The sequence below is a fragment of the Bradyrhizobium sp. AZCC 1577 genome, from assembly GCF_036924575.1.
Lineage (GTDB): Bacteria > Pseudomonadota > Alphaproteobacteria > Rhizobiales > Xanthobacteraceae > Bradyrhizobium.
This window is the reverse complement of sequence record NZ_JAZHRQ010000001.1, coordinates 1448291-1474083: the sequence shown is the minus strand read 5'-3', so window position 1 is coordinate 1474083 and position 25793 is coordinate 1448291. Positions and strand designations below refer to the sequence as shown.

Here is a 25793-nt window from a genome sequence, read left to right as displayed (position 1 = left end):
GTTCGCGTCAAGAAAACGCGTCAAAACAAAAACCCAGAGCCGGTTCTGATTGAATCAGAACCGGCTCTGGGCGCGCTTCCCGGGCCGTTCGAAATTCCTCGTTCGCAATTGCTATGCAGCGGTCCATCCGCCGTCGATCGACAGATTGGCGCCGGTGATCTGGGCGGCATCGTCGCTGCACAGGAATAGCGCCAGTGCGGCGACCTGTTCGGAGGTCACGAACTCCTTGGTCGGCTGCGCCTCCAGCAACACGTCGTTGATGACCTGCTCCTTGGTCAGGTTGCGCGCTTTCATGGTGTCGGGAATCTGCTTCTCCACCAGTGGCGTCCAGACGTAACCGGGGCTGATGCAGTTGCAGGTGATCTTGAACGTCGCAAGCTCCAGCGCCACCGTCTTGGTGAGGCCGGCAATGCCGTGCTTGGCCGAAACGTAGGCCGCCTTGAACGGCGACGCCACCAGCGAATGCGCGGAAGCCGTGTTGATGATACGGCCCCAGCCGCGCTTCTTCATGCCGGGGACTGCGGCACGGATGCCATAGAACGCCGACGACAGGTTGATGGCGATAATGGCTTCCCACTTCTCGGGCGGAAACTCCTCGATCGGCGACACGAACTGGATGCCGGCATTGTTGACGAGGATATCGACCGAACCAAACGTCTTCTCGCCAAGCGCGACCATTTCGGCAATCTCGGCGGGCTTGGTCATGTCGGCGGGCGAGTGCACGGCGCGGACCTTGAAGTCGGTCTCGATGCCGGAACGCTCGCGCTCGATATCGGCCGGCACGCCCATGCCGTTGAGGACGACATTGGCGCCGGCGGCGGCAAAAGCGCGCGCGTAAGCCAATCCGATGCCGCTTGTCGAGCCGGTCACGACAGCGGTCTTGCCTTTTAACGTACCCATTCCATTCACTCCTGCTTGCCTGCGGCGGTCTTCGAAACATCCCCCGTCATATCGTAGGCCATCATGGTCTGGCCGGATTGCGGACGCTCCAACACATCCTTGTGACGCATCGACAGATGAACGTCGCGGACGCCTGCGTTCCAGTGTTCGACCATGGCGACATGCGAAAAGTCGTAATCCTTGGATGACGTTTCGTAGTTCTTGCTCTTGTAAATCAGATGCACGACGGTGACGGTGTTTTCCTTGGCCGCGTTGCAGAGAACTGCCACCGACGGATCGTTCTTGAGATCATCGGGCAGCTTTTCGAGCAGCTCGCGCAGCGCCTTCCGCGCGTTGTGCACCTGCTTGTTCTTGTCGGTAGCCATCCGGGTGCGGCTGGAATAGCGGATGTCCTTTTCCCGCTCCGCGGCCTCCAGCAGCGACGTCGGCAATTCGCCGCGCGCGCTGAACAAATCGACCTGAAAGATCAGGAGATCGCGATTGGTCTCCTCGCCCAGCACGTAATCAAGCGGCGTGTTGGAGGCGATGCCGCCGTCCCAGTAGTGCTCGCCTTCGATCTCGATGGAAGGAAAGCCGGGCGGCAGCGCGCCGGAGGCCATGATGTGCTCCGGGCCGATCTTCTTGCCGCGCTTCCTGAAATCGAAATTGTCGAAATATTTCAGGTTGCCCGAGGTTACCCCGACCGCACCGACGCTGAGCCGCGTCTTCAGATCGTTGATGCGGTCGAAGTCGACCAGCCGCTCCAGCGTTTTCTTCAGCGGCGCAGTGTCATAATAGCTTTGCGATTGCCGGCTGCCCGGCGGCCACAAAGGGGCAGGCGGAATGCGCGGCGTGAAGAAGCCCGGTACGCCGAAGGTCGCAATCAGCGCGGCGCTGGTTTCGTTGAACAGCGAGCGCGCGCGGTCACCTGATGCGACAGGCTTCCATGGCACCGGAGATGACACCAGCTCCCAAAATTCTTTCAGCCGATCGACGCGTTTTTCGCCTTCGTTGCCGGCAATGATCGCGGCATTGACGGAACCGATCGAAATGCCCGCGATCCATTCAGGTTCAAACCCCGAGCGACACAGCGCCTGAAAGGCACCTGCCTGATAGGAGCCGAGCGCGCCGCCGCCTTGCAGGACCAACACACGCTGCGCTTTGGCGGGCGTGGTTGCCGGCGCAGTATCGGAATAATCCATCGTGACCGTCGGCTAGTGGACAATGACCGGGGCACCGTGGCGGCAGTTCGCGACGGCGTCAATCAGGCAAGATCGAAGCCGGGATCACGCCGAGTTTATCGTCTTGTGAGACGTCGAAGCCCGAATCCGGCGTTGCCTCAGGTTGATGCAAGGATCAGCGTCCAGAACACTTTGTATTTGGTATTTGGAGAGTAAACTGCCGCGATGCCCAATTTTGTGACACCGTTCTTGAGCATATTGGCCTTGTGCGGCGGCGAGTCGCGCCAGCCGGAAAAGGCTTCCGCCATCGTGTGATAGCCGGCCGAGATATTCTCGACGGCAAGCTTCGCCGGATAGCCTGAGGCCCCCAGCCGCCTCTCCAGCGGGCCCTTCACATTGTGGTCCATCTTGTTGCGGGCCGCCATCGCCTGGGACTGCTGCTCCGCCAGCTTGATCAGATCGGGATCGACCACGACGGCGCCGAGGCCGTTGTTCTGGCGATATTGCGAGATCAGGATCGCTGCCGCCACAGGGTCGAGCGTGGCGCCGGGTTGGGCCATGTCGAGATACATGGCCGGTTGTTCCGGAATTTTGACGTCTGCCGAGCACCCGGCAAGCAGCAATAGGCCGATAATGGCGGTGGTCGCCCGTTTCACTGAAAGAATCCCCCGAAGAAGCCCCTAAGCCTGGACGGACGCTTGTTGCATACCAACCGTGGCTGAATGGTGAACGGGCCGTCGTTTCGACGTCATTCCTGCGCGGCAAAGATCCGGTAGCGGCGGGGTTGCAGGCTGATGATTTCGCCGGCCTGGAGTTCCCGGTCCCGGGGGGCGTCGATCTCGATCACGGTCTTGCCCTCCCCGCCCGTCAAGGCGATTTCCGCCCGCTGGATCGGGCCGAACGAGCGGACATGGCGCACCGCGCCCTCCAGCGAGCCGGTTCCGGCGGGCCCGATCTGCATGTCGTGGCGACGGACGAACAGCTTTGAGGCGCCGGAGGCTGCACCATCGGCGGCGATATTAAGCGGCCGGCCGCCGAGCCGCACCGAGCCGCCTGAGACCTCGACCGGCAGCACGATGGATTCGCCGATGAAGCCGTGGACAAAGGCGGTCGCCGGATTGTCATAGACATCGCCGGGCGTGCCGATCTGCTCGATGCGCCCCTTGTCCATCACCACCACGCGGTTGGCGACTTCCAGCGCCTCTTCCTGGTCGTGGGTGACGAAGATCGAGGTGACATGGATTTCGGAATGCAACGAACGCAGCCATTGCCGCAGCTCTTTGCGCACCTTGGCATCGAGCGCGCCGAAGGGCTCGTCGAGCAGGAGAATGCGCGGCTCGATCGCAAGCGCGCGGGCGAGCGCAATGCGCTGCCGCTGGCCGCCCGACAACTGGCTGGGATAGCGGTTTGCCAGCCAGTCGAGTTGCACCAGGTCGAGCAATTCCTTGACGCGGGCACGGATCGTGGCCTCGTCCTTGCGGACGGCGCGCGGCTGCACGCGCAGGCCAAAGGCGACGTTCTCGAACACCGTCATGTGGCGGAACAGCGCGTAGTGCTGGAACACGAAGCCGACGTGGCGCTCGCTGGCGCCGTGTCCCAGCGCATCCTCGCCATCGATCCGTACCTCGCCTGCATCGGGCCAGTCGAGGCCTGCGATAATCCGCAGCAGCGTGGTCTTGCCCGAACCGGATGGCCCAAGCAGCGCCAGCAATTCGCCCTTGCCGACTTTCAAATCGACATTGTCGAGGGCTGCGAACGCGCCGAATTTCTTGACGATGTTTTTGACTTCAATGGTCACTTGGATTGTCCCTTGGAATCTGTCCTTCGTCGTCCAGACGCTGCTCGAGAACGGTCTTCACGACCAGCGTGATCAGGGCCAGCATCGCCAGGAGCGAGGCAATCGCAAACGAGGCTACGAATTGATATTCATTATAAAGGATCTCGACCAGTAGCGGCATGGTGTTGGTCTCGCCGCGGATATGGCCCGACACCACCGACACCGCGCCGAACTCGCCCATGGCGCGCGCATTGCACAGCAGTACGCCATACAACAGGCCCCATTTGATATTGGGCAGAGTGACGCGGAAGAAGGTCTGCAGGCCTGACGCTCCCAGCGAGATCGCAGCTTCCTCCTCCTGCGTGCCCTGCTCCTGCATCAGCGGGATCAGCGAGCGGGCCACAAACGGAAACGTCACGAAGATGGTCGCGAGCGCAATGCCGGGCACAGCGAACAGAATATGGACGTTGTGGGCCTGCAGCCAGGTGCCCCAATAGCCCTGCGCGCCGAACAGCAGCACGAAGACGAGGCCCGAAATGACCGGACTGACCGAGAACGGCAGGTCGATCAGCGTGACCAGGAAGGTCTTGCCGGGGAAATCGAACTTTGCGATCGCCCAGGCCGCGATCACCCCGAACAGCAGATTGAGACCGACCGAAATCGCCGCCACCAGCAGGGTCAGCCGGATTGCCGACAGCGCCTCCGGCTCGGCCAGCGCGGCGAAATAGGCACCGAAGCCTTTCGACAAGGCCGATGCGAAAACCACAACCAGCGGCAGCACGACAAAGATGGTGAGGAAGCTGACGGCAAGCGCGATGATGACGAAGCGGACCGGCCCCGGCTCTGTCCGAAAATCATTGGGTGAAGCAATCGCCCGCGGACGCTCGCGCGCTTCGCGGCGCGACAGCGAGGAAATGGCCGCGCCCGCCGTTGACGCGTAGGCCTTTAGCGGCGCCTCCGGAGTCACAAAGCTCGTTTGCGTCGACATCGATCGGCCCTCAATGCGCGGGAATGCGGATTTGCGCCCAGCGTTGCAGGCGATTGACGGCAAAGATGATCACGAACGAAGCCAGCAGCATGACGACGGCAATCGCCGTCGCATCGGCGTAGCGAAATTCGGATAACCGGATCACGATCAGCAGTGGCGCGATCTCCGATACATTGGGCAGATTGCCGGCGATGAAGATCACCGACCCGTATTCGCCGACCGCGCGCGCGAATGCCAGCGCAAAGCCGGTCAGCAGCGCCGGAATCAGGCTCGGCAAAATCACCCGGAACACGGTGTGCCAGCGGTTGGCGCCGAGGCTTGCGGCCGCTTCCTCGATTTCCGGATCGAGATCGATCAGGACGGGCTGAACCGTCCGCACCACGAAGGGGATGCCGATAAAGACCATCGCGATAAAGATCCCGATCGGCGTGAACGCCACCTTGATGCCGAGTTCAGCCAGCGGCGCGCCGAGCCATCCCTTCTGTGCGAACAATTGCGTCAGCGCCACACCCGCAACCGCGGTCGGCAGCGCAAAGGGAATATCGACGATAGCATCGAAAATTCGCCGGCCCGGAAAGCGGTAGCGCACCAGCGCCCACACGATGATGGTGCCCATCACCAGGTTGACGCAGGCTGCGGCAAAGGAGAGACCGAACGAAATCTTCAGCGCATTCAGCGTGCGGCGACTGGTGAGAATTTCCCAGAACTGCGCCGGCGAAAGCTCGAGCGTCTTGAGGAACAGGCCGGCGAGGGGAATGAGGATGATAACGGAGAGCCACGTCAGCGTCAGGCCCATGGTGAGACCAAACCCTGGCAGGCTGCTTTGCCGCGCGACCGCTGTGCTCACAAATCCCCCTGCTTCCGCTACGGCCGCCCGTTGGCCAGATCAGTTCTTGTAAATCTGGTCGAAAATGCCGCCTTCGCCGAAGTGATCTTTCTGCGCCTTGGTCCAACCACCAAAAACTTCGTCGATCGTAAAAAGTTCGACCTTGGCGAAGGATTTTTCATGCTCCTTCGCAATTTCCGCATCGCGCGGACGATAGGAATTGCGCGCGGCGATTTCCTGGCCTTCCTTGGTATACCAATACTTCAGGTAGGCTTCGGCGACGGCTCGCGTGCCTTTTTTATCGGCAACCCTGTCGACGACCGAGACCGGAGGCTCAGCGAGAATCGACAACGGCGGCGCGACGATCTCGAATTTGCCCTTGCCGAATTCGCGCTGCGCCAGGAATGCCTCGTTCTCCCATGCCAGCAACACGTCGCCGACGTCGCGCTCGACGAAAGTTACGGTCGAGCCGCGGGCGCCGGTATCGAGCACCGGCACGTTCTTGAAGAGATCGGCGACGAACTTCTTCGCCTTGTCGGCGGAACCGAATTTCTTTTCGGCAAAGCCCCATGCCGCCAGGTAATTCCATCGCGCGCCACCCGAAGTCTTCGGGTTCGGCGTAATCACCTGCACGCCGGGCTTGATCAGATCGTCCCAATCCTTGATCGCTTTTGGGTTACCCTTGCGCACCAGGAATACGATCGTCGAAGTATACGGCGATGCATTGAGCGACAGGCGCTTCTGCCAATCCGGCGCCACCAGCCCCTTCGCAGCGATGGCGTCGATGTCATAGGCCAGCGCCAGCGTGACGACATCGGCCTGCAGCCCGTCGATTACCGCGCGCGCCTGCGAGCCTGAGCCGCCATGCGACTGCTTGATCTCGACGCTCTTGCCGTTCTCTTTTTGATAGGCCGCCGCGAACGCCTTGTTGAAATCGGCGTACAGCTCGCGCGTCGGATCGTAGGACACGTTGAGCAAGGTGTAGTCGGCAGCAAAGGCCGAACTCGCCCAGAGCAATCCGGCAACAAGCGGCAGAATGCGACGGATCATCGTTGATCTCCATTCGGCTTGACGAAGCATATCATCAACCACGAACGCATAAGTCGCGACGAAAGGCCGCTTAGTCAATGAAAACGCATTTCAATGTTTGCGGCTCCGCAGCTTCCTTGTCCTATGAAGTCCGGACTCTAGGAAGTTTTGGTCGTATGGATGCCGCATTCCGTCTTGGGCCTGCCGCGCCAGCGGCCAGCGCGGGCGTCCTCGTCCGGCGCCGTCCGGCTCGAACACGGCATGCACCCGACCGACAGGTAGCCAGAGGCGACCAGCGGATGCGGCGGCAATTTGGCGAGCTTGTAGATCGCCTCAATCTCTTCGCGCGACACGTTGGCAAACGGATTGAATTTCAGCTTATCGCCGTCGTCCTCGACAACGGGAATCTCAGCGCGCGCGCCGCCCTGAAAACGCTTGCGTCCGTTGATCCAGGCCGAGAACGGTTTGAGCGCCCGCGTCAGCGGCTCTACTTTACGGATACGGCAGCAGGCGTCGGGGTCGGAAAACCACAATTCACGATCGGGATCCTGGCGTGAGACCGCTTCTGCCAGCGGCTTGATCGAGCGGACGTCGCGGAGACCAAGCGCAGCAATCAGCGTATCGCGATAGGCGAGCGTCTCCTCGAACAGCCAACCTGTATCGAGGAAGATCACGGGAATCGCGGGATCGACGTCCGCCATCACCTTTAGCAGCGCCGCCGATTCCGTACCGAACGACGACACCAGCGCAAGCTGAGCGCGGCCGATGGTCTTCAGCGCGGTTTCAATGACATGCGCCGGCGAAGCGTCGCGCAAGGTATGGTCGAGCGTCTGCGCCGAATGAAGGATCGCTGGACCCGCAGCGACCACCTGCTGTGAAATCGTGCTCACTGGCCGGCACTCTCCGAATGACGCAACTGCATCCGCCGATTGAGCGCCGTGACGCGGCCATCGCCGGTCGGCTGGTAGAACACCGAATAGCGCTTCACGGTCTCGGCGAAGGCATCGGCGTCGGCATCCTTCTTCACCTCGAACGCGTCGAAGCCGGCACGCGACATGAACACGAACTGGTCGCGCAGCACCTGGCCGGTGGCGCGCAGCTCGCCGTCATAGCCATGCCGCTCGCGCAACAGGCGCGCCTGGCTGTAGGCACGGCCGTCGCGGAAGGTCGGGAATACCAGCGCGACGGCGGCCAAGCGATCGAGATGGGGCACGAGGTCGTCGACGGCACGGCTGTTCGGCCAGATCACGCCGGTTTTGCCGGCGCGCTTGAGAATGGCTTCCGGATCTTCGAGGAACCGCGCCGACGAAATGAGCACCGCTCCGTCGCCCGGCAATTCGGCGCCATCGGCAACATGGACGAACAGGTCGGTGGTGATTCTTCCGTTCTTAACGAGTGGCATAGACCCGCTCCTTGAATGGCTCGACGCCCAGACGCTTGACCGTATCGACGAACAGTTCTTCGGGACGGTCGCGGAGCGCGAGATAGGCTTCGACAATGTCTTCGATCACGTCGGCAACTTCCGCATAAGGGACAGCCGGGCCGATCAGCGCGCCCATCTGCGCGTTCTCGTCGGCGCGACCGCCGATCGTGATCTGGTAAAACTCCTCGCCGTTCTTCTCGACGCCGAGGATGCCGATGTGGCCGACGTGGTGATGGCCGCACGCGTTGATGCAGCCGGAGATGTTGATGTGCAGCCGGCCGATCATGTCGGCGGTGTCGTGGTTGGCAAAACGCCGGGTCAATTCCTGTGCGATCGGAATCGAGCGCGCGTTGGCGAGCGAGCAGTAGTCGAGCCCTGGGCAGGCGATGATATCGGTGACCAGATTGACGTTCGGCGTGGCGAGCCCGAGACGGTCGAGCGCCTTCCACAATTGCGGCAGGTCGCGCTTGGCAACATGCGGCAACGCCAGGTTCTGCTCGTGGCCGACGCGGATTTCGCCGAAGGAGTATTTGTCGGCGAGATCGGCGATCGCGTCCATCTGGTCGGCGGTGGCATCGCCGGGCGGGCCGCCCACCGGCTTCAGCGACAGCGTCACGATCGAGTAACCCTGCACCTTGTGCGGGGCCACCGAGTTCTTGCGCCAGCGCTCGAACAGCGGATCATGCGCGGCCTGCTTCAGCTCGTCCGGCATGTGCGGAAGCTTCTCGTAAGCCGGATAGGAGAAGCGCGAACGCACCTCCTCGATGACGGAATGGTCGAGGGTCAGGGCGCCGTGGCCCATCTGCCTCCATTCCTCGTCGACCTCACGTGCGAACTTCTCGATGCCGAGCTCATGCACCAGGATCTTGATGCGCGCCTTGTAGATGTTGTCGCGGCGGCCGTACTGGTTGTAGACGCGCAGGATCGCCTCGACATAGCTGAGAATGTCGCGGCCGGCTACGAACGGCTTGATGGTCTTGGCGATGAACGGCGTGCGGCCGAGGCCGCCGCCGACCAGCACCTCGAAGCCGGTCTCGCCGTCGGCGTTCTTGTGCAGGCGCAAGCCGATGTCATGGATCTTGATCGCGGCACGGTCGTGCTCGGATGCGGTGATCGCAATCTTGAACTTGCGCGGCAGGAACGAGAATTCCGGATGCAGCGTGGTGTGCTGACGCAGGATCTCCGACCAGATGCGGGGATCCTCGACCTCGCCGGGCGCGACGCCCGCCCATTGGTCCGAGGTGACGTTGCGCATGTTATTGCCCGAGGTCTGCATCGCGTGGATACCGACCTCGGCAAGCTCGGCCAGCGCATCGGGCAACTCGGCAAGCTTGATCCAGTTGAACTGGATGTTCTGCCGCGTGGTGAAATGGCCGTAACCGCGGTCGTATCGGCGGGCAATATGGGCGAGCCGGCGCAACTGCTTCGACGACAACGTGCCATAGGGGATCGCGACGCGGAACATGTAGGCGTGCAATTGCAGGTACACGCCGTTCTGCAGCCGCAGCATCTTGAATTCGTCCTCGGTGAGTTCGCCCGAGAGGCGGCGCTTCACCTGATCGCGGAATTCCGAAACACGCTCGTTGATAAGCGTGCGGTCGAGTTCGTCATATGCATACATGATGGATCAGCCTTTAGGCCGGAAGAAGGTCGATGGTGAGACCCTTCGACCGGATGTGTTCGCGGAGATTGCCGGGCTTGACCACCCCGCCCTTGAGCTCGACCGGCGCGATATAGGCACCGACTGCGCCGACGTCATCGGCAGCGCTTTCGGCGAGCAACGCACGCGCATCATCCGAAGTGCTCACGATCGCAGCGTCGGACAGAGCGGTCGACCACCCCTGTTGTGCGGTCCGGTAGACCACGGCGCCATCCCAGGTACGGTTGGCGGTCACCACCGACGGCCCGGTGATTCTGATTTTCTTTTGTTCGAGCGGAGAGGTCATTCGGCAGCATCCAATAGTTTTGAGATGACTTGATTGAGGTTGGACTGGCGCCACGGCGCGGAATGCGCGACGACGTCGCCGATGATGAGGACGGCGGGGCCGCCATCGATTTTTTCGACCAGCGCGGGAAGGTTTTCGAGCGTCCCGACCACGGCCTGCGCATCCGGCCGCGTCACCCGTGCGAACACGCCGACGGGCGTTTGCGGCAACCGGCCGGCAGCCAACAGGCCCGCGCGGACCGCCGGCGCGGCGGTCATGCCCATATAGACCACGATGGTCATCTTCTTGTCTGTCAGCACCGACCAGTCGACGTTCTCGGCATCCTTTGCCTTGTGCGCGGTCAGGAAAGTGATGCGCAGCGCTTCATGCCGATAGGTCAGCGGCGCCTCGAACTGCGCGGCAGCGCCGAGGCCCGCGGTAATGCCTGGCACCACCGAAAAGGCGACGCCTGCGGCGCGCAGCACTTCGATTTCCTCGCCGCCGCGGCCGAAGATGAAGGGATCGCCGCCCTTCAGCCGCACCGCGCGCTGTCCAGCCTTGGCAGCCTCGATCAGCAGTTTGTTGATCGCATCCTGGCCGATGCCCGGCTTGCCAACGCGGCGGCCAACGGGAATGCGCGAGGCGTCGCGCCGCACGCGATCGAGAATTTCCGACGACACCAGCTCGTCGTAGAAAACCACGTCGGCATCCTGCAGTGCACGCAGCGCCTTGATGGTCAGCAGATCCGGATCGCCCGGCCCCGCGCCGACCAGCGTCACCCTGCCCTCGGCCTTGCCGTCCTTGCTCGCGCCAGCGAAGACGGAGGGATCGGCGATTTCATTCAGCGCGGCTTCCGCCTCGGCCCTGCGCCCGGCCAGAACCAGCGCACCGATCGGACCGTCGATCACGCGCTCCCAGAAGCGGCGGCGCAGCGCAAATTCGGGAATGCGCGCATGCATCGATTTACGAAAGCTGCCGATGAGGGCGGCGAGATCGCCGATGCGCGCCGGCAGCACCGCTTCGATGCGCTCGCGCACGCGACGGGCAACCACCGGCGACGCGCCGCCGGTGCCGACGGCGACGACGACGTCGCCGCGATCGACGATCGCGGGAAAGATGAAAGTGGAATGAGCGAGATCGTCCATCACGTTGACGGGCAGACCGACCGCCTTCGCGCGCACTGACATCGCAACGCCGATATCACCAGCACCGGCGCAGAGCACTGCGATGACGCCTGAGAGATCGGCCGTGAGCGGATCGCCGGCTGTGCGTTCGATCCGTGCGGCAGCGGCCGCATCGAGTCCCGAAACGTCATGGCTGCCGTCGGTCGCATACCAGCGAATGTTTGCACCGGCCGATGCCAAGAGGCGCAGCTTCGCGCGCACGAGTTCGCCGGCTCCAACGAGCAGCACCACGCCGCTTTGCAGATCGAGAAACACGGGCAGAAATCGCATGCGAAACTCGCTTCCCCCACTTCGGGGTTGACTGGAATTATTTTCTATATATGTGTCGTTCAGCGCCCGCAAAGAGAAAATTTTTTCTTCTCTGTTGCATCGCGACTATAGAATTTTCGCCCACCAAGGCCAAGGCCCAGAGATGCATCTTCTCAACTCCGACTCCGCCAATGACCGGTTGCGTGGCGCCGACCGCAAAAGCGGCGCCACCGTCGAACAAATTTTCACCGATCGACGACTGCCGCCGCCCTCGATGGATCATCTCGACGAGCTCGAGGCACAGAGCATCTACATTCTGCGCGAGGCGTTCGCGCGGTTGAAAAAACTCGCGCTGCTGTGGTCGCTCGGGAAAGATTCCAACGTGATGATCTGGCTGGCGCGCAAGGCGTTCTTCGGCCGCGTGCCGTTTCCGGCGCTTCACGTCGATACCGGCAAGAAATTTGCCGAGATGTACGCCTTCCGCGATCGCTTCGGAAAAGAGTGGGACCTCGATCTGAAGGTCGAACCCTGCCCGTCGATCGATGCCGTCGATCCAACGCTGCCGCCGGCCGCACGTTCGGCTGCCCGCAAGACCGAAGGCCTGAAGTGGGCACTGACCAAATATGGTTTCGACGGATTGATTGCCGGCATCCGCCGCGATGAGGAGGCCACGCGCGCCAAGGAGCGCGTGTTCTCGCCGCGCGGACTCGAAGGCGGCTGGGACGTGCGCGACCAGCCCCCGGAGTTCTGGGACCAGTTCAACGCATCAGTGCCGCAAGGCGCACATTTACGCGTCCATCCGATCCTGCATTGGACCGAGGCCGACATCTGGGCCTACACCAAGCGCGAAAACATTCCGATCATTCCGCTCTATCTCTCGAAGGACGGCAAGCGCTATCGCTCGCTGGGCGATCAGGACATCACCAATCCGGTAGCGTCGACCGCCTCCAGCATCGACGAGATCCTCGCCGAGCTCGACGGCACCAAGGTGCCGGAGCGCGCCGGCCGCGCGCTGGATCATGAAACCGAAGATGCTTTCGAGCGGCTGCGTGTCGCCGGCTATCTCTAACGGACATTTGCTGTGAGCGTTGCAATGAACATGATCCTGCCTGCCAGCGTTTCGGCAACACCGAACGGCACCACCCGCCCGCAAGTCCGCATCGTCATCGTCGGTCACGTCGATCACGGCAAATCCACGCTGGTCGGCCGCCTGCTGCACGAAACCGGCAGCTTGCCCGAAGGCAAGCTGGAGATGCTGAAAGCGGTCAGCGCACGACGCGGCATGCCGTTCGAATGGTCGTTCCTGCTCGATGCGCTGCAGACCGAGCGCGACCAGGGCATCACCATCGACACCACGCAAATCCGCTTCCGCACCCGCTCGCGCGACGTCGTACTGATCGACGCGCCCGGCCATGCCGAATTCCTGCGCAACATGATCACCGGCGCCTCGCAGGCCGACGGTGCGGTGCTGATCATCGACGCGCTGGAAGGCGTCCGCGACCAGACCCGGCGGCACGGCTATCTGCTGCATCTGTTGGGCATCAAGCAGGTCGCGATCGTCGTCAACAAGATGGACCGCGTCGATTTCAGCGCTGATCGCTTCAAGGAGATCAGCGACGAAATTTCGACGCATCTCATCGGCCTTGGCGTGACGCCCTCGGCTGTGATTCCGATATCCGCACGCGACGGCGACGGCGTTGCGGAGCAGACACCACGGATCGGCTGGTACCAGGGACCAACCGTCGTCGAAGCGCTTGACGCGCTCGAGCCGGCGCGGCCGCTGGAGCAACTGGCGCTGCGGCTGCCGGTGCAGGCGATCTACAAGTTCGACGACCGCCGCATTGTTGCGGGCCGCATCGAGTCCGGACATCTGAGTGCCGGCGATGAAATCGTCATCATGCCCGCCGGCAAGATCGCGAAGATCAAGACGGTGGAGAGCTGGCCGGTGACGCCGCTGAAGGGCAGTCATGGCGCCGGTCGTTCGGTCGGCATCACGCTCGACCGCGAATTGTTCGTCGAGCGCGGCGATGTCATCGCCCGTGCGGGAGCTACCCCGCGCGACACGCGGCGGATTCGCGCGCGCATTTTCTGGCTGCACGACAAGCCGCTGTCGAAGGGCGACCAGATCCTGATCCGCCTCGGCACGCGGGAAACCCGCGCCAGCGTGGTAGCGATCGAGAAGGCAGTCGATCCCGGTGAACTCTCCAACGAGGAGACCACGGCGATCGCGCGCAATCATGTCGGCGAAATCGACATCTCGCTGGCGCAGCCGATCGCGGCCGATCCCTATCAGGAAAATTCGCGCACCGGTCGGCTGGTAATCGAAGTCAATGGCCGCATCGCCGGCGGCGGCCTCGTGCTGTCGGTCGACGCCGGACAGCGCGCCGTTCCGATCGACATCGTGCCGGTGGAATCCGCATTGCGCCCCGAAGAGCGCTCAGCGCGCTACCGCCACAACGGCGCGGTGATTTGGCTGACCGGCTTGCCGGGTTCGGGCAAATCGACGCTGGCGCGCGCACTCGAGCGACGGCTGTTTTCGCGCGGCGGCTCGCCCATCCTGCTCGATGGCGACACGCTGCGCGCCGGCCTCAACGGCGATCTCGGCTTCTCGGCGCAGGACCGCACCGAGAACATCCGCCGGCTGGCGGAAGTTGCGACCCATCTGGCGCGCAACGGGCACATTGCCGTCGTCGCGGCGGTCTCGCCGTCGGCGGACGATCGCGCAGCCGCGCGCCGCATCGCCGACGCTTCGTTCCGCGAGATCTACGTCGCGACGCCTGCCGAAATCTGCGAGAGCCGCGACCCCAAGGGCCACTACGCCAAGGCGCGCGCCGGCACGCTGCAGGCGTTCACCGGGATCGGCAACGACTACCAGCCGCCGGCCCAGGCGGAGCTGCGCATCGACACCTCTGCGCGCTCAGTTTCGGACGCAACCGACGAGATCGAGCGAATGCTGGCGGAGACCGGCATTCTGTTCGACGAGTTGGTGGATCTGGCGGCGAACATCTAAAAGCGTTTTCGAGCGAAGTGGACACCGGTTCGCGTGAAGAAAACGCGTCCAAATAAGGCCTTCCACTTCTTTTTGGGGCCTTCTCATCGACCCGGCTTTAGGGCTAAAAGGGCGGCCAATGCCGCCCCTTTGGCGCGTTTTTTTGCTGTTTTCATCTGAAAAACCAGCATCTGAACGCCAGTTTACCTGAGAAAGCCCGTCATGAATCGTGTCGATGCCCACGGATTGAAGATCGCCCCTGTCCTGTTCGACTTCATCGCCAAGGAGGCGACCCCCAAGACCGGAATTTCGCCCGATGCATTCTGGGCCGGCGTCGCCGCCATCGTCAAAAAGCTCGGGCCGAAAAATCGCGAGCTGCTCGCCCTCCGCGACGCGCTGCAGGTCAAGATCGACGGCTGGCATCGCGCCAACAAGGGCAAGGCGTTCGACATGAACGCCTATACGGCGTTCCTGAAGGAGATCGGTTATCTCCTGCCCGAGCCGGCTACGCAGAAGGTCGAGACATCAGATGTCGACGAGGAGATCGGCAAGATTTGCGGACCGCAGCTCGTCGTTCCCCTGACCAATGCCCGCTACGCGCTGAACGCCGCGAACGCGCGCTGGGGCTCGCTGTACGACGCCTTCTACGGCACCGACGCGATTCCGCATGATCCGAGCGAGAGCGGCAAGGGCTACAACAAGGCGCGCGGCGACAAGGTGATCGCCAAGGCCAAGGCGTTCCTCGATTCCGCAGTGCCGCTCGCGACCGGCAGCCACACCGATGTGACGTCGTACAGCGTGATCGCCGGCCAGCTTGCGGTGAAACTGAAGAGCGGCAATGCCACCGCGCTAAAATCTGCTTCGCAGTTCGCCGGCTACCAGGGCGACGCCGCTCAGCCTTCGGCGGTCCTGCTCGTCAACAACGGCATGCATGTCGAAGTCAAGATCGACCGCAATCATGCGATCGGCAAGGACGATCCGGCCGGTGTCGCCGACATGATTCTGGAATCGGCGGTTTCCACCATTCTCGACATGGAAGACTCGGTTGCCGCGGTCGACGCCGAAGACAAGGTGCTGGTCTATCGCAACACGCTCGGCCTGATGAACGGCACCCTTTCGGCCGATTTCGAGAAGGGCGGCAAGACGGTTCAACGATCTCTCAACCCTGACCGCGTCTACAAGACGCCCGACGGCAAGGAGCTGACGCTGCACGGACGCAGCCTGCTGCTGATGCGCAATGTCGGCCATCACATGTTCACCGACGCCGTGCTCGATGAAAAGGGCGAGGAGATTCCGGAAGGGCTGCTCGATGCTGCGGTGGCCGGTCTGCTCGCGATCCACGATCTCAAGGGCAATTCGAAGGTCAGGAATAGCCGCACCGGCTCGGTCTATATCGTCAAGCCGAAGATGCACGGCCCCGATGAAGTCGCGCTGACCTGTGAATTGTTCGGCGAGGTGGAAAAGCTGCTCGGACTGCCCGAGAACACCATGAAGGTCGGCATCATGGACGAGGAGCGCCGCACCACGGTGAACCTGAAGGCCTGCATCCAGAACGCGTCGAAGCGCATCTGCTTCATCAACACCGGCTTCCTCGACCGCACCGGCGACGAGATTCACACCTCGATGGAAGCGGGTCCGATGATCCGCAAGAACGACATGAAGGCGCAGCCCTGGATCAAGGCCTATGAGGACTGGAACGTCGACATGGGCCTGATCGACGGCCTGCCCGGCCATGCCCAGATCGGCAAGGGCATGTGGGCGGCACCCGACAAGATGGCCGACATGCTCAGCCAGAAGCTCGGCCATCCACAGGCCGGTGCGACCACGGCATGGGTACCCTCGCCGACGGCGGCCACGCTGCACGCGCTGCATTATCACCAGGTCAACGTGATCGCGCGACAGGAAGAGCTCGCCAAGGGCGGCCAGCGCGCAAAACTCTCCGACATCCTCACCATTCCGGTTTCGCAGTCGAACTGGGCGCCCGATGACGTGAAGCAGGAGATCGACAACAACTGTCAGGGCATCCTCGGCTATGTCGTGCGCTGGATCGACCAGGGCGTCGGCTGCTCCAAGGTGCCCGACATCCATGACGTCGGGCTGATGGAAGACCGCGCGACGCTACGGATTTCCAGCCAGCATCTGGCGAACTGGCTGGCGCATGGCGTCGTCAGCAAGGATCAGGTGATGGAATCGCTGAAGCGCATGGCCGTCGTGGTCGACAAGCAGAATGCAGGCGACCCGCTCTACAAGCCGATGGCGCCTTCGTTCGACGGCGTTGCCTTCCAGGCCGCCTGCGATCTCGTCTTCAAGGGCCGCGAGCAGCCGAACGGCTACACCGAATACATCCTCACCGCGCGCCGCCGCGAGGCAAAGGCGGCAGGCTGATCCCGCCGCGACACGTCACGATGCCGCATTGGTTCTGGCGGAACGCCTGAGCTTTTTGTCCGTTGATCGCCATACCAACAGAGGAGGAGATGGCGATGGATTGGAACAGGGTTGAAGGCAACTGGAAACAGTTCAAGGGCTCCGCCAAGGAGAAGTGGGGCAAGCTTACCGATGACGATCTGAACGTCATCGAGGGCCGCCGCGAACAACTCGAAGGCAAGCTGCAGCAGCGCTACGGCTTCGCCAAGGACCAGATCCGCAAGGACGTGGACGACTGGTTCCGGACGCTGAAGTAGGCCCTCGCTTTGCGAACACCAAAAGCCCCGCATCCGTCGGGGCTTTTCGTTTTAGACCGAGATGTATCTCAACAGGGAGATCACGCCGAGAATGATCACCACGACGCGGGCGATCTGCTTGGCGCGGCCGTCGATCGGCAGGAGGTTGATGAGATAGAGGACGAGGATAACGACCAGGAACGTGATGAGTATACTGACAAGCATGCGAAGCCCCCTTCGGCGTTGGCCGGAAAATGCGCTGGTAGCGTTTTGTTAACGTGAACAAGCGCCCCGGGTTCCGCGCGACGGAACCGACCCCCGCTTGGAAAAATCGCAGCCATTTCAATGAATCCTCGTAGTACTACGCGGCTCTCACTCGATAAGTCTTTACCGTTTGCCCCCCAAATGGCCCACGACGCCTCGGGGGAGCATCATGTTGAACCGTCTGACCGTATCCGCGCTGCTGAAAACCGTCATCCTCGTCACCTCATTCTGCGTGGTGGTCGGATTTTCGCTCAACGCCTGGGACTCCTGGGGCCGCTTGCAGGCGGCGAGCCGCATTGCGGTCATCGCCGACGCCTCCGCAAACATGTTCAAGGCGATGCATAATCTGCGCACCGATCGCTCCACGACCAACCGGCTCTTGAATTCCGATGCGCCGATGGATGCCGATATCGAGAAGTATCTGCGCAAAATCCGCGACACCGAAATGCCGGCGATGGGCAATGCGCTCGGCCTGCTCGGCAGCATCGAATTCGCGCAGAAGCAGACGCTGGTGCCCGAGTTCGATCGCCTGCTCAAGGCGATGACCTCGCTGCAGAAGGAGTTCTGGGAAGCCATGGGCAAGCCGAAGGCCTCGCGCCGCCCGACGCTCGCCAAGGAATACTTTGATAGTGCAAGCGCGATGCTGGAAACGCTCGACAAGCTGTCCGGCTCGGTTGCCGCCGCCATCAATCACCAGGACGCGACGATCGACCAGTTGCTGGCGATCAAGCAGATCGCCTGGCTGTTGCGCAACACCGCCGGCGAAGCGTCGCTGATCGTCTCGACCGGGCTCAGCACCGGGAAGGTCTCGCCCGAGGGGAGGCTCGCCTACACGAAATATACTGGCGGCATCGACGCCGCCTGGAGCGCGCTGGAATTGACCGCAGCGGGGATGCAGTTGCCTCCAGCGATCTCGAGCGCCATGGCCGCAACCAAAACCGCCTATTTCGAGCCGCAATATCTTGCTCTGCGCGACCGGCTGCTGACGCAGGTTGCGGCCGGCGAAAAGTCGGAACTGACCGCCAACCAGTGGACCCCGGTCACGGTCGGGCGTCTCGCTGCCGCCGTCACCGTGGCCGAGGCCGCACTTGACGCCGCCAAGGATCACGCCGCGCACCTGCGCTCCACCGCCCAGCGCTCGCTGACGATGCAGCTCGCATTGCTGACCGGCGCGCTGGCGCTGGCGTTCGGTGCCATGGCAATCGTTACCCGCCGCGTCATCAAGCCGCTGCACGCCATGCGCGACGCCATGCTGAAGGTCGCAGCCGGTGACCTCCAGGTCGATACCGGCTACGCCGCGCGCCACGACGAAATCGGTGCGCTGGTCGGCGCGCTGGAGACGTTCAAGCAGCAGGCCGCCGACAAGGCGCGGATCGAGGCGCAGGAGCGCGAGCGCAACGCCGGCGCGATGGCGCGGCAGCAGGCGATCGAGAGCTATGTCGGCGAGTTCGAGGGCATGGTGCGCGAGACCCTCACCCAGCTCGGCGATGCTTCCGGCCAGATGCGGACCACCTCGACTGGCCTCTCGACGATTTCGCGCCAGACCAACGAGCGCGTCCAGGTCGCCGAGAAGGCCTCCGGCGACGCCTCGATGAGCGTCGAGACGGTCGCTGCGGCTTCCGAAGAGCTCAGTGCCTCGATCAACGACATCAGCCAGCAGGCGGCGCATGCCGCCAGCATCGCCAGCCGCGCCGTTGGCCAGGCGCGCAATACCGACGGCACCGTTCAGGGGCTGGCGCAATCGGCAGGGCGGATCGGCGAAGTCGTCGGCCTGATCAATACCATCGCCGCGCAGACCAACCTCTTGGCACTCAACGCCACCATCGAGGCCGCGCGCGCCGGCGAGGCCGGCCGCGGCTTTGCGGTGGTCGCCTCCGAGGTCAAGTCGCTGGCGAGCCAGACCGCGAAGGCGACCGAGGAGATTTCCGAACAGATCTCGGACATCCAGCGGGTGGCAGGCGAAGCCATCGACGCCATCAAGGGCATCGGCAGCATCATCGGCGAGGTCAACGAGGTCGCGACCGCGATTGCCGCCGCCGTGCAGCAACAGGGTGCCGCGACGCAGGAGATCACCCGCAGCACCCAGTTTGCCGCGCAGGGCACCAAGAACGTGTCCGACAACATCACCGGCGTGAAGGCCGATGCCGACGCGGCAGCGGCCGCCGCCGAGGACGTCAAGCAGGCTTCCCAGACGCTGGAGACGCAGAGCCAGCAACTCGGCAATCAGGTCACCGCGTTCCTCGGCAAGATCCGCGCGGCGTAATTCACCTATACTCGTCAAGCCCGGCCATGACGGCCGGCAATCATTCTCAATCCCGCGCCACCACGGGCACGCGCCCATACTTGGCGCGGACCTTGCCGGAGGCGGGTGAGAAGTTCAGCTCAGTGCCGCGCCTGTCGCCGCTGCGGCCCGCGACCAGGAGTCCGTTCTCGCCGGCGACGATGTCGCCCTTGCGCAGCGTCGTGTCGTCCTCGATCTTGACCTGCGCCAGCCCGACCTGGTCCTTGCCATTGCAGGTGCAGCCGCTGACGAGTTCGTTGCGATAGCGGAACGCGTTCGGCAATTCCGAATAGGCCTTTCCGCTCTCGGCGGCCGCATCGTCGATGCTGCTGCCGTAGAATACCTTGGTCTCGCTCGCCGGGCATAGCTTGTTGCAGGAGGTCCCTCGGCTTGCGTTGTCGGACGCTGTGAGTGGGAAGTAGCGCCCGTCGCAGGTCCGCACGCAATAGGCCTAGCCGCCGCCGTGACGGATGCGCCCCTCGCCGCGCGGCGCATACACCTGGCCGTCGTCATTGGGAAACGGCATCTGGATAGTGGGCTGATGGCGCGGGCGGGCGAATCCGCCGAATAGTTGCGAGAAGAAGTCCTGCGCCTGGGCGGCAGGCGCCAGCGCCGACGCGCACGCCAGCGCGGCTGCTCCCCATACCGCCCATTTTCCCGATCGCATCAGCGCTCTCCTCTCACGCATCACTTCAGTTCAGGTCCGGCGGCGTCAGGTTCATCGCCTGGCGGCCCGACGGCGCGATTGCGACGGGGCGCGGATGCGCGGCGGCCGGACGAGCCGTGATGCCGGTCCTGGAATCCCCGCCGCGCGCCATGACCGGGGCGTTCTTCGGCAGCACCACGACCCTGGTGCCGACATCGACACGATTGAACAGGTCGATGACGTCCTCATTGAGCAGGCGGATGCAGCCGGACGAGACGAATTTCCCGATCGTCGAGGGATCGTTGGTGCCGTGAATGCGGTACTGGCTAGTGCCGAGATACATCGCCCGCGCGCCGAGCGGATTGCCGGGACCGCCGGCCATGAAGCGCGGCAGATAGGGCTGGCGCGCGATCATCTGGGCCGGCGGATGCCAGTCCGGCCATTCCGCCTTGCGGCTGATGGTCTGCACTCCGGCCCAGGTAAAGCCTTCGCGGCCGACGCCGACGCCATACCTGACGGCGCGGCCCTGGCCGAGCACGTAATAGAGCGTGGTGTTGCCGGTATCGATGACGATGGTGCCCGGCGCCTCCGTCGTACCGAAGGGGACGACGGTCCGCCGAAGCCGTTCGGGCGTCGCGCCCTCGTCGGACGCAATCACTTCATCGGCGGGATAGCCATTCGGCTGGGTGGACGCGTAGCCGAGCGTTTGCGCGTTCGCAGCGCTCGAGAGTGCCGACGGCGTCAGCAAGACGGCGGCGACGAGGACAAATGCGCTCGCCACGCGCGACGAAGGCCGGCGATCGGAGGACTGTGTCATGGGACCTGCCCCGTGGGATGTGTGCATCATTGGATGCTCTGCACCAACAAACGCGGCCACAAGCCGGCGGTTCCGAACCGCCGATGTCGCGTCGCATCACGTCAAGTGCGACACCGCTCACGCCTGCGCGATTGGAACTCGCACCTTGGCGTCACGTTATGATCGCAGTCCGGTTTGCGACGTCGCTTTTGCCGTGTCACCGCCGCTTCGGGCGAGGGAAAACCATTGTGAGCGTCATTCCCACCAGGCCTTCGCCCACCAAGCCTTCGTCCGCCAAATCCCCGCAGGCAAAGCCGTTGCCCGGTGAACGCCAGCCTCCCCACGAGCAGGAAGGTACGCCGGTCCCCGAGAGCAAGCTCGATTTGGCGCCGTTCATCCGTCGCACGGAAGTAGTTGCGATCTGCCTCGTGGGCCTTCTGACCATCTGCATCATCACCGGCCTCTATCTTGCCAAGGCGTTCTTTCTGCCGATCACGTTGGCTTTCATCGTCGGCACCATGCTGTCGCCGGCCGCCAGCTTCCTGGAACGCTACCGCATTCCGCGCGCGGTCGCCGCGGTGCTGATCGTGGCGGCCGCCAGCGCCGCGACCGCTTTCATGGTCGGCCTGATCGCCTCGCCCGCGATCGAATGGAGCGGCAAGCTCCCGGAGTTGGGAGCGCTTTTGAAGGACAAGCTGCACGTGTTCGACCGGCCGCTCGCGCAGTGGCAGGAGCTGCAGAGCATGCTCGGCGGGCCCGATACGCTGACGACATTGTATCTGCCCAAGGTCGACTGGGTGCAGCCGACACTGGAATTCCTGTCGCCGACCTTTGCCGAATTCCTGCTGTTCATCGCAACGCTGATCCTGTTCATCGCGAGCTGGCGGGACCTGCGCCGGGCCCTGATCCTGAATTTCGGCGAGCGGACGTGGCGGCTGCGGGCGCTGCGGATCCTCAACGAGATCGAGGAGCATCTCGGCAACTATCTGTTGGTGGTGACCACGATCAATGCCGGCGTCGGCATCGCCACCGGGCTGATCTGCGCGGTCACGGGCATGCCCAACCCGGCCAGTCTCGGCGCACTGGCGGCGATCCTGAATTTCATTCCGATCATCGGCCCGGTGGCGATGTTTGCCGTGCTGGTCGTGGTCGGCCTTGTCGCATTCCCGACCATCGGCGCCGGGCTGCTGGCGCCGGCCATGTTTGCCGTGATGACTTTCCTGGAAGGCCATTTCCTGACACCGACGATCGTCGGCCGCCGGCTGGCGCTGAATGCGCTTGCAGTATTCCTGGCGGTGGCGTTCTGGACCTGGCTGTGGGGCCCGATGGGCGCGTTCCTGTCGTCGCCGCTTCTGATCGTCGCGCTGATCGTGAAGGAGCACTTGATGCCGCCGGCTTCGCCGCAACTGCCGGAGGACTAGGGCGAGGAACTTCCCATTCGGCGGAGCGTTTGTTCCGCGAATGAACTCAGTACCCGGGAGCTTTCGATGTCTGACGCCGCAATGAAGAATCTGACGGACAAAGCGACCTACGAGCGCTTGCAGAAAGACGTGACCGCTGTGAAAAACGATATCGCAGCCCTGACCGAGCAGATCACCGACGCGCTGAGCAGTTTTGCCGGCACCGCCGGCAAGCAGGCGCGGCATGGCTACAGGCAGGCGCGCGCCAATGCAGAACAGGTGGTCGATGACGTGTCGGAGCGCGGCAGCGCGATGATGGACGCAGCCCAGGACGCCGCCTCTTCGATCGAGGAGACGCTGGAAGACGCCATCACGCAGCGTCCGCTGGCAACCGTCGCCGTGGCGCTGGGGATCGGCTTTCTGATCGGTGTGGCGTGGCGTAGGTAGGTTTGGCGACGGATCGCGTGCGCTGGGCAGCCATGCCTCGCATCGCCTCTTGGATTCCCGTGGCGACGGAGCGCTGCGGCGTGTTTCGTTGACGCGATTTTCAGATCGAGGCTTTCAGATCGAGGCTTGGCCATGTTTCAGCGACTGATCGACGATTTCAAGGAATCGACCGGCACCGCGTTACGGCTGACTTCGCTGGCGGCAGCGGCGGGGATGGCATTGCTGGTCACGGCTGCTTTTCTGTGCGCGGCGGCCTTCGTGTTCGTGCTGGAGCGGTACGGTCCCGTGCAGGCTTGCCTCACTGGTGCCGCCATCTTCTTCATGGTCGCGCTCATCGCGGCCGGCTGGTACATGGTGCGCAAGAAGCAGATCGAGGCGCGCGCCAAACAGGCGGCGAAGGCGAAATCCACCGCGCAGGCCGTGCTGTCCGATCCGGTGCTGGTCGCGACCGGCATCCAGGTGATCCGCGCCATCGGCGTCAGAAAGCTGATTCCGATTCTCGCAATCGGCGGACTGGCGCTGGGATTTCTTGCGAGCCGCGCCAACGCCAGCAGCGGCGAGAGCGAAGCGCCGGCGGAGTAGGCGAGCTCCATTCACTCGTCGTCAATCCACCCGTCGTCCCTGCGAACGCAGGGACCCATAACCACGGTCGCCAATTATCGAAGGAAAGTCGTCGCCCATCGCAGCAAGACAACATCCGCCGCGGCATATGGGTCCCTGCGCCGAGTGCGCGATTGCGCACCGAGGCAGGGACGACGCGCATCAGAGAAGTGCGATCGCCGATAGATGATGGGCACGGCGCTATCGCGCCCACCCTACAGATCTTGCTTGGCGGATACGATACCTCAGGTCACGCAGCGGCCGGGCTGAAGCAGTTTTGCGACTTCGGTCAACACGCTGACCGGCGGTTCGCAGGCGATCGTGGTCTGGGATTTGCCGGGCTTGTTGTCTGGCTTGGCCGGTGGCGCCGGGCGGTTCCGCGCCTCCTCTTGCACCACGGGAACACGTACCACCACGGATGTGTCCTCGAGGCCGACGGTCCGGATCGTAATCGTCTCGGTCTGACCCGCCGCGGCTTTGACCGCCGCGCGGTCGGCCTTGGCGGCACGGTTGATGTCTGCTCCGCGGTTGATGTCTGTTCCGGGTGAGGTCGCGGCGAGTTTCAGCCGGCTGGCGAGGTCGTGACCGGAAGCAAACTGAACGGCGCCAAACGTGGCGAAGACGGCAAGAAGGGCAAAAATTGCTTTGAAAATCTGTGACATGGCTCTGTGTCCCTCGCCCCATGGCGATCACGGACACAACCCGAACCGAGTAACCATAGGTCCGGCGCTTATCGATCACTTAACCGTGTATGAAAAATATTTGCGGCACCATGGAACGACTCCGGGGGGCTTGGAGTCATCTCGGCAGCCGGTTATTCCCCCTGCCCCATTGACCGGCGACGTAGGGTGCGACCGTGGTGATGCCGGTCGCACCCTGCTTTTTTTGTAACTACCGCCCAGCCGCCTTCATCTCCTCGCTCGGCTTCACATCCTGCGAGCGACTGTAGATCGCAACCGCGACGATCAGCACCAGCGTCAGCGTGCCGAACAGTGCGCGATAGGCCTCCTCCGTGCGCGCGCCGTTCGCCAGCGGCTCGAACGCGCCGATGATGATGCCGGAGAGCGTCTGGATGCAAGCGACGCCGAGCATCACTGAGGTGTTCATGGTCGAGATACCGCGGCCGATCAGGCGGTCGGGGAAGATGCCGCGGCCGTGGGTCATCACCATGGTGCTGGAGGCGGAGAAGAAGCCCATGGCGACGATGACGCCGACCGGTAGCCAGGCGGGCGGGTGGGAGAACAGCGCCAGAATCGCGAGCAGCAGAATGATCGCCGAGGTGCCGCCAATCGCGATCCATTTGCGGGTGTCGAGCCGGCGGTCGAGCGGGCCGAAGGCGAGCATGCCGGCCTGGTAGGCGATCACGGCGCAGAGCAGGACATTACCGGCCGCGATCGGGCTCAAGCCATGCACCTCGCGCAGGAACGCGCCGCCCCACAGGCCCTGCACGGTGAAGGTGCAGGCATAGTTGCAGAAGTTCAGCGCCAGGATCGGCTTCAGGTGCGGATTGCGCAGCACCTCGATCAGCCCGTTGAGCATCTCGCCGGGCGGCTCCGCCTTTCGGCTCAGGAAGGGATGGCCGGGCGGCGCGTCGCGCACCACCAGAAAGATCGCGACCGTAGCGAACGCGGTGAACACGACGACGGCGCCGAATACCGGACGCCAGCCGACCGCCTGCGATGCCCAGGCGAGCGGCGTGGTGGCGGCGAGGTTGCCGAGCAGGCCGATCGACAGCACGAGCGCGGTCAGCGTGGAGAAACGATCCGGCGGAAACCAGCGCGAGATCACCACCATGCTGCCGATCAGCATCACGCCGCAGCCGGCCCCCATCAGCGCGCGGCCGGTGAGTAGCACCGGCCAGCTCGGCGCCAGCGTGAACATCGCGCCGCCGATGCAGGCCACGATCAGCATGCCGACCACGGTATAGCGCGGCCCGAAACGGTCGAAGAAGAAGCCGCACGGGATCTGCATCGCGGCGAAGCCGAAGAAGAACGCGCCGGTCAGCGCCCCCAGCGCTTCCGGTCCGATCGAGAGATCGCGCATCAAATCGAGGCCGATGGTGACGTTGGAGGCGCGGAAAAAATGGCTGGCGACATAGGCGGTCGCCAATGTCGCAACGATGATGAGGCCCCGGCGGTGGGGGAAAGGCCGCTCGGCGGACTGCATCGGTGAAGGGACGTTTCCGTTTGTTTTCTCGTTGCAACGAGCCTATGCGGGCGCGGCGCGCAGTTCAACCAGCAATCGATCCG

24 protein-coding genes and 1 pseudogene are annotated in these 25793 nt (G+C 63.4%); 8 read left to right on the top strand and 17 right to left on the bottom strand.

What is annotated here, in order from left to right; genetic code table 11:
- Positions 1-111: 111 nt before the first annotated feature.
- From V1278_RS06815 to cysG, 12 genes are all read right to left on the bottom strand, one after another.
- The gene (locus tag V1278_RS06815) at positions 112-900 is read right to left on the bottom strand and encodes a 3-hydroxybutyrate dehydrogenase (RefSeq protein ID WP_028349284.1); all 789 of its coding nucleotides are present in this window, start codon (positions 898-900) and stop codon (positions 112-114) included.
- 5 nt (positions 901-905) lie between these two features.
- Positions 906-2081, bottom strand: a complete 1176-nt coding sequence (locus tag V1278_RS06810) for a patatin-like phospholipase family protein (protein ID WP_334380098.1) — start codon at positions 2079-2081, stop codon at positions 906-908.
- 137 nt (positions 2082-2218) lie between these two features.
- The gene (locus V1278_RS06805) at positions 2219-2716 is read right to left on the bottom strand and encodes a CAP domain-containing protein (protein ID WP_334380097.1); all 498 of its coding nucleotides are present in this window, start codon (positions 2714-2716) and stop codon (positions 2219-2221) included.
- A gap of 92 nt (positions 2717-2808) precedes the next feature.
- Positions 2809-3858: a sulfate/molybdate ABC transporter ATP-binding protein gene (locus V1278_RS06800; protein ID WP_213248446.1), complete on the bottom strand. Its 1050-nt coding sequence runs from the start codon at positions 3856-3858 to the stop codon at positions 2809-2811.
- Positions 3848-4825: a sulfate ABC transporter permease subunit CysW gene (gene cysW, locus V1278_RS06795; protein WP_334380096.1), complete on the bottom strand. Its 978-nt coding sequence runs from the start codon at positions 4823-4825 to the stop codon at positions 3848-3850. Before cysW ends, V1278_RS06800 begins: the two co-directional genes overlap by 11 nt.
- A 10-nt stretch (positions 4826-4835) precedes the next feature.
- Positions 4836-5642 (bottom strand): sulfate ABC transporter permease subunit CysT, encoded by an 807-nt coding sequence (gene cysT / locus V1278_RS06790; protein WP_334369038.1) that lies wholly within the window; start codon positions 5640-5642, stop codon positions 4836-4838.
- 69 nt (positions 5643-5711) lie between these two features.
- Positions 5712-6701, bottom strand: a complete 990-nt coding sequence (locus tag V1278_RS06785; protein WP_334380095.1) for a sulfate ABC transporter substrate-binding protein — start codon at positions 6699-6701, stop codon at positions 5712-5714.
- A 137-nt stretch (positions 6702-6838) separates the two neighbouring features.
- On the bottom strand, positions 6839-7561 hold the full coding sequence (locus V1278_RS06780) for a phosphoadenylyl-sulfate reductase (RefSeq protein ID WP_442893781.1): 723 nt from the start codon (positions 7559-7561) through the stop codon (positions 6839-6841).
- Between the two features lie 5 nt (positions 7562-7566).
- Positions 7567-8082 (bottom strand): DUF934 domain-containing protein, encoded by a 516-nt coding sequence (locus V1278_RS06775; protein WP_334365167.1) that lies wholly within the window; start codon positions 8080-8082, stop codon positions 7567-7569.
- Entirely contained in the window at positions 8069-9724 is a 1656-nt protein-coding gene (locus V1278_RS06770) for a nitrite/sulfite reductase (RefSeq protein WP_057841029.1), read from the bottom strand. The genes V1278_RS06775 and V1278_RS06770 overlap by 14 nt, the downstream gene beginning before the upstream one ends.
- A gap of 13 nt (positions 9725-9737) precedes the next feature.
- Entirely contained in the window at positions 9738-10049 is a 312-nt protein-coding gene (locus V1278_RS06765) for a DUF2849 domain-containing protein (RefSeq protein WP_065747452.1), read from the bottom strand.
- A complete protein-coding gene (gene cysG, locus V1278_RS06760) occupies positions 10046-11482 on the bottom strand; it encodes a siroheme synthase CysG (protein ID WP_334380094.1) in 1437 nt (478 codons plus the stop codon). Before cysG ends, V1278_RS06765 begins: the two co-directional genes overlap by 4 nt.
- Positions 11483-11735: 253 nt before the next feature.
- Between cysG and cysD the strand changes: the two genes are divergently transcribed.
- From cysD to V1278_RS06740, 4 genes are all read left to right on the top strand, one after another.
- Complete coding sequence (cysD, locus tag V1278_RS06755) at positions 11736-12530, top strand: sulfate adenylyltransferase subunit CysD (RefSeq protein WP_028349295.1); 795 nt, start codon at positions 11736-11738, stop codon at positions 12528-12530.
- A gap of 24 nt (positions 12531-12554) precedes the next feature.
- The gene (cysC, locus tag V1278_RS06750; RefSeq protein WP_334380093.1) at positions 12555-14471 is read left to right on the top strand and encodes an adenylyl-sulfate kinase; all 1917 of its coding nucleotides are present in this window, start codon (positions 12555-12557) and stop codon (positions 14469-14471) included.
- A 201-nt stretch (positions 14472-14672) separates the two neighbouring features.
- Positions 14673-16835: a malate synthase G gene (locus tag V1278_RS06745; RefSeq protein ID WP_334380092.1), complete on the top strand. Its 2163-nt coding sequence runs from the start codon at positions 14673-14675 to the stop codon at positions 16833-16835.
- Positions 16836-16930: 95 nt separating this feature from the next.
- Entirely contained in the window at positions 16931-17131 is a 201-nt protein-coding gene (locus V1278_RS06740) for a CsbD family protein (protein WP_028349298.1), read from the top strand.
- Between the two features lie 51 nt (positions 17132-17182).
- Here the strand turns inward: V1278_RS06740 and V1278_RS06735 are convergent, their stop codons facing one another.
- Complete coding sequence (locus V1278_RS06735) at positions 17183-17335, bottom strand: Thivi_2564 family membrane protein (RefSeq protein ID WP_156908724.1); 153 nt, start codon at positions 17333-17335, stop codon at positions 17183-17185.
- A gap of 208 nt (positions 17336-17543) precedes the next feature.
- Between V1278_RS06735 and V1278_RS06730 the strand changes: the two genes are divergently transcribed.
- A complete protein-coding gene (locus tag V1278_RS06730; protein ID WP_334380091.1) occupies positions 17544-19637 on the top strand; it encodes a methyl-accepting chemotaxis protein in 2094 nt (697 codons plus the stop codon).
- A gap of 46 nt (positions 19638-19683) precedes the next feature.
- Here V1278_RS06730 and V1278_RS06725 read toward each other — a convergent pair.
- Both V1278_RS06725 and V1278_RS06720 read right to left on the bottom strand, forming a co-directional pair.
- A pseudogene (locus V1278_RS06725) lies at positions 19684-20343 on the bottom strand (DUF2865 domain-containing protein).
- 4 nt (positions 20344-20347) lie between these two features.
- Entirely contained in the window at positions 20348-21118 is a 771-nt protein-coding gene (locus tag V1278_RS06720) for a L,D-transpeptidase (RefSeq protein WP_334380090.1), read from the bottom strand.
- Positions 21119-21414: 296 nt separating this feature from the next.
- Between V1278_RS06720 and V1278_RS06715 the strand changes: the two genes are divergently transcribed.
- The 3 genes from V1278_RS06715 to V1278_RS06705 all read left to right on the top strand — a co-directional run bounded on the left by V1278_RS06715 (position 21415) and on the right by V1278_RS06705 (position 23526).
- A complete protein-coding gene (locus tag V1278_RS06715; protein WP_334384118.1) occupies positions 21415-22518 on the top strand; it encodes an AI-2E family transporter in 1104 nt (367 codons plus the stop codon).
- Between the two features lie 66 nt (positions 22519-22584).
- The gene (locus tag V1278_RS06710) at positions 22585-22944 is read left to right on the top strand and encodes a DUF883 family protein (RefSeq protein ID WP_334365176.1); all 360 of its coding nucleotides are present in this window, start codon (positions 22585-22587) and stop codon (positions 22942-22944) included.
- Positions 22945-23076: 132 nt separating this feature from the next.
- On the top strand, positions 23077-23526 hold the full coding sequence (locus V1278_RS06705; protein WP_334380089.1) for a hypothetical protein: 450 nt from the start codon (positions 23077-23079) through the stop codon (positions 23524-23526).
- A gap of 263 nt (positions 23527-23789) precedes the next feature.
- Here the strand turns inward: V1278_RS06705 and V1278_RS06700 are convergent, their stop codons facing one another.
- Positions 23790-24206 carry a hypothetical protein gene (locus tag V1278_RS06700; protein WP_334365178.1) on the bottom strand — a complete coding sequence of 139 codons (417 nt, stop codon included), beginning with the start codon at positions 24204-24206 and terminating at the stop codon, positions 23790-23792.
- Positions 24207-24435: 229 nt separating this feature from the next.
- Positions 24436-25710: an MFS transporter gene (locus tag V1278_RS06695; RefSeq protein WP_334365179.1), complete on the bottom strand. Its 1275-nt coding sequence runs from the start codon at positions 25708-25710 to the stop codon at positions 24436-24438.
- Between the last annotated feature and the right edge of the window lie 83 nt (positions 25711-25793).